General features: G+C 76.4%; 1 protein-coding gene. It reads left to right on the top strand.

Annotated features, from left to right (window positions below):
- Positions 1–39 precede the first annotated feature (39 nt).
- Positions 40–11,274: a type I polyketide synthase gene (locus ACPFP2_RS09845; RefSeq protein ID WP_424088220.1), complete on the top strand. Its 11,235-nt coding sequence runs from the start codon at positions 40–42 to the stop codon at positions 11,272–11,274.
- The last annotated feature ends 4 nt before the right edge of the window (positions 11,275–11,278 follow it).

Raw genomic sequence — 11,278 nt, 5'->3', positions numbered from 1 at the left:
CGTCACGTACCGGTGGAGAACGAGGGAGCGAGATCAACCATGGCGGACGAAGAGAGGCTGCGCGAGTACCTGACGCGGGTCATCGCCGAGCTGCACCAGACCCGCCAACGGCTGCGCGAGGTCACCGCCGAGGAGTCCGAGCCGGTCGCCATCGTCGCGATGAGCTGCCGCTACCCGGGCGGCATCGCCTCACCCGAGGACCTGTGGTCGTTCGTGTCGGCCGGCGGGGACGCCGTCGGCGAGTTCCCCACCGACCGGGGCTGGGACCTCGACCGGCTGCACCACCCCGACCCCGACAACCCCGGCACCTCGTACACCGCCGCCGGCGGGTTCCTCTACGACGCCGGGCACTTCGACGCCGCCCTGTTCGGCATCTCGCCCCGCGAGGCCCTGGCCATGGACCCACAGCAGCGGCTGCTGCTGGAGGTCACCTGGGAGGCGTTCGAGCGCGCCGGGATCGCCCCGCTGTCGCTGCGCGGCAGCCGCTCCGGCGTCTTCGTCGGCACCTCCGGGCAGGACTACGCCGCCGTGCTGCACCGCGCTCCCGGCGTCGAGGGCTACGTCCTCACCGGCACCGCCGCCAGCGTGGTCTCGGGCCGGCTCGCCTACACCTTCGGCCTCGAAGGGCCCACGGTCACCGTGGACACCGCCTGCTCGTCGTCGTCGGTCGCCGTGCACCTCGCCTGCCAGGCGCTGCGCCAGCGCGAGTGCTCCCTCGCCCTGGCCGGCGGGGCCACCGTGCTGGCCACCCCCGGCCCGTTCGTCGAGTTCTCCCGGCAGCGCGGCCTCGCCGCCGACGGCCGGTGCAAGTCGTTCGCCGCCGCCGCGGACGGCACCGGCTGGTCCGAGGGCGTCGGCATGCTGCTGCTCGAACGGCTCAGCGACGCCCGCCGCAACGGCCACCCCGTCCTCGGGATCATCCGCAGCTCCGCCGTCAACCAGGACGGCGCCTCCAACGGCCTCACCGCCCCCAACGGCCCCGCCCAGCAACGGGTGATCCGGCAGGCGCTGGCCGGCGCGAAGCTCACCCCCGACCTGGTCGACGTGGTCGAGGCGCACGGCACCGGCACCACGCTGGGCGACCCGATCGAGGCGCAGGCGCTGCTGGCCACGTACGGGCAGGACCGGGGGGACGCCGCGCCGCTGCTGCTCGGGTCGATCAAGTCCAACATCGGCCACAGCCAGGCCGCCGCCGGCATCGCCGGGATCATCAAGATGGTCATGGCGATGCGGCACGGCACCGTGCCCGCCACCCTGCACGTCGACGCGCCCACCCCGCACGTGGACTGGACGGCCGGCGCGGTCACCCTGGTCACCGAGCCCACCCCGTGGCCCGCCGTGGACCGCCCGCGCCGCGCCGCCGTCTCCTCGTTCGGGATGAGCGGCACCAACACCCACCTCGTCCTCGAACAGCCCGAGCCGGTCCCCGCCGAGGTCGACCGGCCGGACCTGCCCGCGCCCGTGCCGGTGCTGCTCACCGGCCGCACCCGGGCTGCGCTGCGCCGCCAGGCCGAGCGGTGGTCCGCCCACCTCGCCGCCGACCCCGGCCTGCGTCCCGCCGACGTCGCGTGGACCTCCGCGATCTCCCGGTCGCCGCTGGAGCACCGCGCCGTCGTGCTCGCCGACGACCGCGACGGCGCGCTGGCCGCCCTGACCGCCCTCGCCGACGACCGGCCCGCCGCCGGTCTGGTCACCGGCGTCGCCGCCGACCGGGGCGCCGTCGCGTTCCTGTACTCCGGGCAGGGCGCGCAGCGCGCCGGGATGGGGCGCGAGCTGTCCGCCGCGTACCCCGTCTTCGCGCAGGCCCTCGACGAGGTCTGCGCCCACCTCGACCACCGGCTGCCGAAACCGCTGCGGACGGTGCTCTTCGCCGAGGCCGGCACCGACGACGCGGCGCTGCTGGACCAGACCGTGTTCACCCAGGCCGGTCTCTTCGCCGTCGAGGTCGCCCTGCACCGGCTCCTCGACTCCTGGCAGATCACCCCCGACCTCGTCGCCGGGCACTCCATCGGCGAAATCACCGCCGCCCACGTGGCCGGCGTGCTCACCCTCGACGACGCCTGCGCGCTCGTCGCCGCCCGGGGCCGGCTCATGCAGGCGCTGCCCGCCGGCGGGGCGATGCTCGCGGTCGCCGCGACGGAGGCCGACGTGGCCGCGTCGCTGGCCGGGCTCACCGACCGGGTCGCCGTCGCCGCCGTCAACGGGCCCACCTCCGTGGTCGTCTCCGGTGCCGCCGCCGGTGTCGACGAGCTGGCCGAACTCTGGACCGGGCGGGGGGTCAAGGTCCGCCGGCTGCGGGTCAGCCACGCCTTCCACAGCCCGCTGATGGAGCCGATGCTCGCCGAGTTCGCCGCCGTCGCCGCCGGCCTCGACCTGCGCGCGCCCACCCTGCCCCTGGTGTCCAACCTGACCGGTGCGCTCGCCGATCCCGACGAGATCCGCACGCCCGACTACTGGGTGCGGCACGTCCGCGAGGCCGTCCGCTTCGCCGATGGCGTACGCACCCTGCGCGCCCACGGCGTCGGCACGTTCGTCGAGGTCGGCCCCGACGCGGTCCTCGCCGCCCCCACCGAGGAGACGCTGGCCACCGTCGGCTCCGCCCCCGACGTCGCCCCCGCCGTCGTGGTGCCGGTGCTGCGCCGTGACCGCCCCGAACGCCGCGTCCTGCTCGCCGCGCTCGCCCACCTGCACGTCGCCGGCACCCCGGTACGCTGGGCGGACCTCTTCGCCGAGCGGCCCGGCCGCCTCGTCGACCTGCCCACCTACCCGTTCGAGCGGCAGCACTACTGGGTGCCCGCCGAGGCCCCCGCCGACCCGGCCGCCACCGCCGCCGCCCCGGGCCTGCTCGACCGGCGGTTCTGGGAGGCCGTCGAACGCGCCGACCTCGACGCGCTGCGCGACACCCTCGCCGTCGACGACGAGGCCGCCGCCGAGTCGCTGCGTACCCTGCTGCCCGTCCTCGCCGACTGGCGCCGGCAGCGGCAGGCGCACTCCCTCCTCGACGGCTGGCGGTACCGGGCCGAGTGGCAGGTCACGGCGGAACCCGCCGCCGGCCGCCTCACCGGCGCCTGGCTGCTCGCCGTCCCCGCCGGCCTCGACGACGACCCTGCCGTCCGCGCCGTGCACGCCGCCCTCACCGACGCGGGCGCCGACGTGACGGCGCTGCCCGTCGCCCCCGACGTCGACCGGGCCGCCCTCGCCGCCGTCCTCACCGGGACGGACACCGCCGGGATCGTCTCCCTGCTCGCCTGGGAGCCGCCCGCCGCCGGCACCACCGCGCTGCCCGGCCTCACCGCCGCCCTCGCCCTCGCCCAGGCCGCCGGCGACGCGGACCTCGTCGCGCCCCTGTGGCTGGTCACCCGGGGCGCGGTCGCCGCCGCCACCTACGACCGGCTCGCCGACCCCGCGCAGGCCGCGCACTGGGGCCTCGGCCGGGTGGTCGGCGTCGAGGCCCCGCACCGCTGGGGCGGGCTCGTCGACCTGCCCACCCACCCCGACGCCCGCGCCGCCGGCCGGCTCGCCGCGATCCTCACCGCCACCGGCGGCGAGGACCAGTTCGCGGTACGCGGGGCCGGCGTCTTCGTCCGCCGCCTGGTCCGCGCCGGCCTCGGCGACCGCCCCCCGGTACGCCGCTTCACGCCCACCGGGACCGCCCTGGTCACCGGCGGCACCGGCGGTCTCGGCGCCCGCGCCGCCCGCTGGCTCGCCGCCGCCGGGGCCGCCCACGTCGTGCTGGTCAGCCGGCGCGGCCCCGACGCCCCCGGCGCGGCCGAGCTGGAGGCCGAGCTGACCGGCCTCGGCGCCCGGGTCACCGTCGCCGCCTGCGACATCGCCGACCGGGCCGCGCTCGCCGCCCTGCTCGACCGGGTCGAGGCCGACGGCCCGCCCGTGCGCGTCGTCGTGCACACCGCCGGTGTCGCGCAGACCACCCCGCTGGCGCAGGTCACCCCCGCCGAACTGGCCGAGGTGACCGCCGGCAAGACCGCCGGCGCCGCCCACCTGCACGACCTGCTCGCCGACCGGGAGCTGGACGCCTTCGTCGTCTATTCGTCCATCGCCGCCACCTGGGGCAGCGCCGGCCAGGTCGGGTACGCCGCCGGCAACGCGTACCTGGACGCGCTCGTGCAGCAGCGCCGCGCCGACGGGCGGGCCGGCACCGCCGTCGCCTGGGGCCCCTGGGCCGACGGCGGCATGCACGGCGCGGACTCCGACCGGCAGCTGCGTCGCCGGGGCGTGCCCGCGATGGACCCCACCGTGGCCATGGACGCGCTGCGGCAGGCCCTCGACCACGACGACGTCACCCTCACCGTCGCCGACGTCGACTGGAGCCGGTTCGCCCCCGCGTACGCCTCCGCCCGGCGGCGGCCGCTGCTGGAGGGCGTACCCGAGGCGAAGGCCGCCCTCGACGGCGGCGTGCCCGCCGACGACGGTGACGAGGGACCCGCCGCGACCCTGCGCCGCCGGCTGACCGGGCTGACCCCGGCCCGGCGGGAGGAGCACGTCACCGAGCTGATCCGGGAACTCGCCGCCGACGTGCTCGGCCACGACGGCGGGGCCGCCGCCGTCGGAGCCGGCACCGCGTTCCGGGACCTCGGCTTCGACTCGCTGACCGCCGTGGAACTGCGCAACCGGCTCGTCGCCGCCACCGGGCGGGCCCTGCCCACCACCCTCGTCTTCGACCACCCCAGCCCGGTCGTGCTGGCCCGCTTCCTGCTCACCGCACTGTTCGGCGAGGCCACCGGGGACACCCCGGCCGCCGTCGTGTCCACCGTGGAGCACGACGAGCCCGTCGCCATCGTCGCCATGTCCTGCCGCTATCCCGGCGGCATCGACGATCCCGAGCAGCTGTGGCGGCTCGTCGCCGACGGGACCGACGCCGTCGGCGAGTTCCCCACCAACCGGGGCTGGGACCTCGACCGCCTCTTCGACCCCGACCCCGACCACCCCGGCACCAGCTACGCCGACCAGGGCGGATTCCTGCACCGGGCCCCCGACTTCGACCCCGGGTTCTTCGGCATCTCCCCGCGCGAGGCCACCGCCATGGACCCGCAGCAGCGGCTGCTGCTGGAGACCTCGTGGGAGGCGGTGGAGCGGGCAGGGGTTGACCCGACGGGGTTGCGGGGTTCACGAACAGGGGTGTTCGTCGGCACCAACGGCCAGGACTATGGGGCCCTGTTGATGGTCGCCGCCGACGAGGTGGAGGGATTCGCCGGTACGGGGAACGCCGCGAGTGTCGTGTCCGGTCGGGTGGCGTACGCGTTGGGGTTGGAGGGGCCGGCGGTGTCGGTGGACACGGCGTGTTCGTCGTCGCTCGTGGCGTTGCACCTGGCGGTGCAGGCGCTGCGGCGGGGCGAGTGCGACCTGGCCCTGGCCGGCGGCGTCACGGTGATGGCCACCCCCGGCACGTTCGCCGAGTTCTCCCGCCAGCGCGCCCTCGCCGCCGACGGCCGCTGCAAGCCCTTCGCCGCCGCCGCCGACGGCACCGGCTGGGGCGAGGGTGTCGGCGTGCTCCTCGTCGAGCGCCTCGCCGACGCCCGCCGCAACGGACACCCGGTCCTCGCGATCGTGCGCGGCAGCGCGGTCAACTCCGACGGTGCGTCCAACGGGCTGACCGCCCCGAACGGTCCGTCGCAGCAGCGGGTGATCCGGCAGGCCCTGGCCTCGGCCCGGTTGTCCACGGTGGACGTGGACGTGGTCGAGGCGCACGGCACCGGCACGACGTTGGGTGATCCGATCGAGGCGCAGGCGTTGCTGGCCACGTACGGGCAGGACCGGGGCGACGCCGCGCCGCTGCTGCTCGGGTCGGTCAAGTCGAACATCGGGCACACCCAGGCCGCCGCCGGAGTGGCCGGGGTCATCAAGATGGTGCAGGCGATGCGGCACGGCCTCGTGCCGGCGACCCTGCACGTCGACGCGCCGTCGCACCACATCGACTGGACCGCCGGGGCCGTGGAGCTGGCCACCGAGGCGCGACCCTGGCCGGCGGTGGACCGGCGGCGCCGGGCGGCGGTGTCCTCGTTCGGCATGTCCGGCACCAACGCCCACGTGATCATCGAGGAGGCCGCCGAGTCCGCCGACCCGATCGTCGTCGCGTCCGCCCCCGGGTTGGTCGACGCGGCGGTGTCGGTGTGGCCGGTGTCGGCGCGGTCGAGGGCCGCGCTCGCCGGTCAGGCCGCCCGTCTCGCGCGGCACGTGCGGGAGCAGGACGAGCTTGATCCGGCTGCGGTGGCGTGGTCCCTGGTCACCACCCGTTCGACGTTCGACCAGCGGGCGGTGGTGCTCGGGTCGAGCGTCGAGGAGCTGCTCGCCGGTCTGGACGCCCTCGCCGCCGGCTCCCCGGCGGGCAACGTGGTGACCGGCGTGGCGTCGAGCCACGGCGCCGGTCCGGTGTTCGTGTTCCCGGGTCAGGGCGCGCAGTCGGCGCGGATGGCGGCCGGTCTGGTCGGTCGGGTGCCGGTGTTCGACGCGCGGTTGGCCGAGTGTCAGCAGGCGCTTGCGCCGTACCTGGATGTGGATCTCGTCTCGGTGTTGACCGGTGATGACGAGTCGTGGTTGGAGCGGGTCGAGGTGGTGCAGCCGGTGCTGTGGGCCGTCGGCATCGCCTTGGCTGCGGTGTGGCAGCAGGTGGGCGTCACTGCGCAGGCGGTGATCGGGCACTCGCAGGGGGAGATCGGTGCCGCGTGTGTCGCCGGGATCCTGAGCCTGGAGGATGCGGCGAAGACGGTGGCGTTGCGGTCCCGGGCCCTGGCGGTGCTGCGGGGTACCGGCACGATGGCCTCGATCGACCTGCCCGCCGACGCGGTCACCGAGCGTCTGTCGGCGTTCGACGGCGTCGGGATCGCGGCCGTCAACGGTCCGTCGACGGTGGTCGTGTCGGGTCCGCCGCAGCCGGTGGCGGATCTGGTTGACGCCTGTCAGGCCGACGGCATCCGCGCCCGCCTGATCCCGGTCGACTACGCCTCGCACTCGGTGGCCGTGCAGGAGGTCGCCGAACAACTGCGCGCCGACCTCGCCGACGTGCGCCCGCAGGCCGGGCACACCCGCCTGGTCTCCACCCTGACGGGGGAGTGGGTGGACCCGGTCACGATGACGGCCGACTACTGGTACGACAACCTGCGCCGCACCGTGCAGTTCGACGCGGCCGTGAGGGTGGCGATCGCCGCCGGACACACCACGTTCGTCGAGATCAGCCCGCACCCGGTGCTGACCATGCCGGTCACCGCGATCCTGGACGACACCGACACCACCGGGCACACCCTGGGCAGCCTGCGCCGAGGTGACGACGACGCGACCCGGCTGCTGACCAACCTGGCCACCGCCCACACCATCGGCCTACCCGTCGACCTCACCAAGATCCTCACCCGCACCCCGACCGTCGACCTGCCCACCTACGCCTTCGACCGGGGCAGCTACTGGCTGCGGCCCTCCGCGCACCGGGGCGGGGACGTCGGCTCCGCCGGCCTCCAGGACGCCGGGCATCCGCTGCTCAGCGCCGCCATCCCGGTCGCCGACGACCAGACGGTGGTGCTCACCGGGCGGCTGTCGGCGCGTACCCACCCGTGGCTCGCCGACCACGCGGTCGGCGGGGCGGTGATCGTCCCCGGGACCGGCCTGGTCGACATGGTGGTCCGGGCCGGCGACGAGGTCGACGCCGGCCAGCTCGGCGACCTCACCCTGATCACCCCGCTCGTCCTGCCGCCGGGCGGGGCCGTGCAGGTGCAGGTACGCGTCGGCGCGCCCAGCGACACCGGCGAGCGGCCCGTCACCGTGCACTCCCGTCCCGAGGCCGACGGCGACACCTGGACCCGCCACGCCGAAGGGCTGCTGCTGCCGCACCTGCCCGCCCCGCTGGTCGTACCGGGGGAGTGGCCGCCGGCCGACGCCGTCGAGGTCGACGCCGACCTGGACACCTGGTACGCCGAGATGGCCGCCGGCGGTCTCGGCTACGGCCCCGCCTTCCGGGGCCTGCGCCGGGTGTGGCGCGGCGCCGACGAGGTGTACGCCGAGGTGGCCCTGCCCGACGAGGTGGCCGCCGACGCGCCCCGGTTCGGGCTGCACCCCGCGCTCTTCGACGCGGCGCTGCAGGCCAGCGGGCTCACCGCCCTGTTGGGCGACGGTGACGCCACCGGGACGGGCTGGATGCCGTTCGCGTTCCGCAACGTCGCCCTGCACGCCCACGGCGCCACCCGGCTGCGGGTGCGGCTGCAGCCCCTCGGCCCCGACACCGTCGCGGTCACCCTCGCCGACACCGCCGGTCAGCCGGTCGCCACCGTGGAGTCGCTGACCTTCCGCCCGGTCGCCGCCGGCCGCGCCGACGAGGCCGCCGCCCTGCGCCGAACCTCGCTGTTCCACCTGGACTGGACGCCGCTGCCCGAGCAGGCCGACCCGGTGGCCCAGGCCACCGGCTGGGCGGTGCTCGGCGACGACACCCTCGGCCTCGCCGCCGCGCTGACCGCCGCCGGACAGGCCGTGAGCACCTACGCCGACCTGGCGGCGCTGGTCGCCGCGATCGGGCACACCGGGGACGTACCCGAGGTGGTCGTCGCGCAGCACACCCACGCGGACCCGGCACGCGTCGACGAGGCCGGCCCGGCACGGAGCGGCGAGGCCGCGACGGACCCGGCACGGACCGGCGACGCCGCGCACGACGCCGCCCGGGACGCCCTCGCGCTCGTGCAGGACTGGCTCGGCGAGCCCCGGCTGGAGGGCACCCGCCTGGTCCTGCACACCGCCGGCGCGGTCGGCGCGGCCCCCGGCGAAGCCCCCCGCGACCTCGCCCGGGCCGCCCTGTGGGGGCTGGTCCGCTCGGCGCAGGCCGAGCATCCCGGCAGGTTCACGCTGCTCGACACCGACGCCGCCACCGCCTCCCTCGGGGCCGTCCCGGCGGCCGTCGCGGCCGGCGAGCCGCAGGTCGCGGTCCGCGACGGCGTGCTGCTCGCGCCCCGGCTGGTCCGGGCCCGCGACGCCGGGGCGCTGCCGCTGCCCGGCGACGGCGTGCCGTGGCGGCTCGACGTCACCGAGAAGGGCACCCTGGAGAACCTGGCCGTGCTGCCCTGCCCGGAGGTCACCGAGGCGCTGCCGGCGGGCCAGGTCCGGGTCGCGATGCGCGCCTCCGGCCTCAACTTCCGGGACGTGGTGCTGACCCTCGGCATGGTCCCCGACCAGGAGGTGCTGGGCAACGAGGGCGCCGGCGTGGTGCTCGAGGTGGGCCCCGGGGTCACCGGCGTCGCGCCCGGCGACCGGGTGACGGGCCTGTTCTCCGGCTCCTTCGCCACGGTCGCGGTCACCGACCACCGGCTGGTCACCCGCATCCCCGACGGCTGGTCGTACGCGGAGGCCGCCACCGTGCCCGTGGTGTTCCTGACCGCCTGGTACGGACTGGTCGAGCTGGCCCGCCTGACGGCGGGGGAGTCCGTGCTGGTGCACGCGGCGGCCGGCGGCGTCGGCATGGCCGCCGTGCAGATCGCCCGCCACCTCGGCGCCGAGGTCTACGGCACTGCCAGCCCCGGCAAGTGGCCCGCGCTGCGGGCCACCGGCTTCGACGACACGCACGTCGCCTCCTCCCGCAGCCTCGACTTCGTCGAGGAGTTCCGCGACCGCACCGGCGGGCGCGGCGTCGACGTGGTGCTCAACGCCCTCAGCGGTGAGTTCGTCGACGCGTCGCTGCGGCTGCTGGCCCCCGGCGGCCGGTTCGTCGAGATGGGCAAGACCGACAAACGGGACCCGCAGCGGGTCGCCGCCGACCACCCCGGGGTCAGCTACCAGGTCTTCGACCTCATCGAGGCCGGCCAGGACGCCATCGGTCGGATGCTCGCCGAGCTGATGCGGCTGTTCGCCGCGGGCGCGCTGCGTCCGCTGCCCCGCCGCGACTGGGACGTGCGGCGGGCCCCGGAGGCGTTCCGTTTCCTCAGCCAGGCCCGGCACGTCGGCAAGCTCGCCCTGAGCATCCCGCAGCCGCCCCGGCTCGACGGCACCGTGCTGGTCTCCGGCGCCACCGGCACCCTCGGCGCGCTGCTCTGCCGGCACCTGGTCACCGCGCACGACGCCCGGCACCTGCTGCTGGTCAGCCGGCGCGGCCCGGACGCCGAGGGCGCCGACGCGCTGCTGGCCGAGCTCAAGGCGCTCGGCGCGGAGGTGTCCGTCGTCGCCGCCGACCTGGCCGACCCGGACAGCGTCGCCGACGTGCTGTCCATGGTGGACGCGGGGCATCCGCTGCGTGCCGTCGTGCACGCCGCCGGGGTCCTCGACGACGCCACCGTCGAATCGCTCACCCCCGACCGGCTCGACGCGGTGCTGCGGCCGAAGGTCGACGCGGCCTGGCACCTGCACCGCGCCACGCTCGGCCACGAGCTGACCGCGTTCGTGCTCTTCTCCGCCGCCGCCGGCGTGTTCGGCGGCCCTGGGCAGGGCAACTACGCCGCCGGCAACGCGTTCCTCGACGCCCTCGCCGAGCAGCGGCGGGCCCTCGGCCTGCCGGCGGTCTCCCTCGCCTGGGGCCGGTGGGCGCAGGCCAGCGGCATGACCGGACACCTCGATGCCGCCGACATCCGCCGGCTCGACCGCGGTGGCATGGCCGCCCTCTCCACCGACGAGGCGCTGGCCCTGTTCGACGCCGCCTGGCGGTCCGAACGGGCGGTGCTGGTGCCCGCGAAGATCAGCACGGGGACGGCGGCGGCCGGCACGCCGGTGCACCCGCTGCTGTCCGGGCTGGTCCGCCCCGCCGGCCGCCGGGCCGTCGCCGGCGAGGTCACCGACGGGCAGGCGTTCGCCGAGACGCTGCGCGCCCTGAGCGACGACAAGCGGCTACGCGCCCTGCGCGACCTGGTGCTGTCGCACGTGGCCGTCGTCCTCGGCCACGGCGACCCGGCGGCCGTCGAGCCGACCCGCGCGTTCCGGGAACTCGGCTTCGACTCGCTCACCGCGGTCGAGCTGCGCAACCGGCTCGGCGCGGCCACCGGGCTGCGGCTGCCGGCCACGTTGGTCTTCGACAACCCGACGCCGACCGCGCTCGCCACGCACCTGGCCGGGCAGTTCGGCCCGGCCGACGGGGCGGACCCGTCGGCGGCGGCCGGCCGGGAACTCGACCGGCTGGAGGCGGCGCTCGCCGGCCTCGACCCGGCCGACGACGCGTTCCGCCGGATCACCGACCGGCTGCACGGCCTGCTCGACCGGCTGGACGAGCGGCAGTCCGACGCCGGCGGCGACGACGACCTCGAGTCGGCCACCGCCGAGAACATCTTCGACCTGATCGACCGCGAGCTGGAGACGTCGTGACCGC

The sequence above is a fragment of the Micromonospora citrea genome (genome assembly GCF_049629545.1).
GTDB classification, from domain to species: Bacteria; Actinomycetota; Actinomycetes; order Mycobacteriales; family Micromonosporaceae; genus Micromonospora; species Micromonospora citrea_A.
This window is presented reverse-complemented; position numbering and strand designations above follow the sequence as displayed.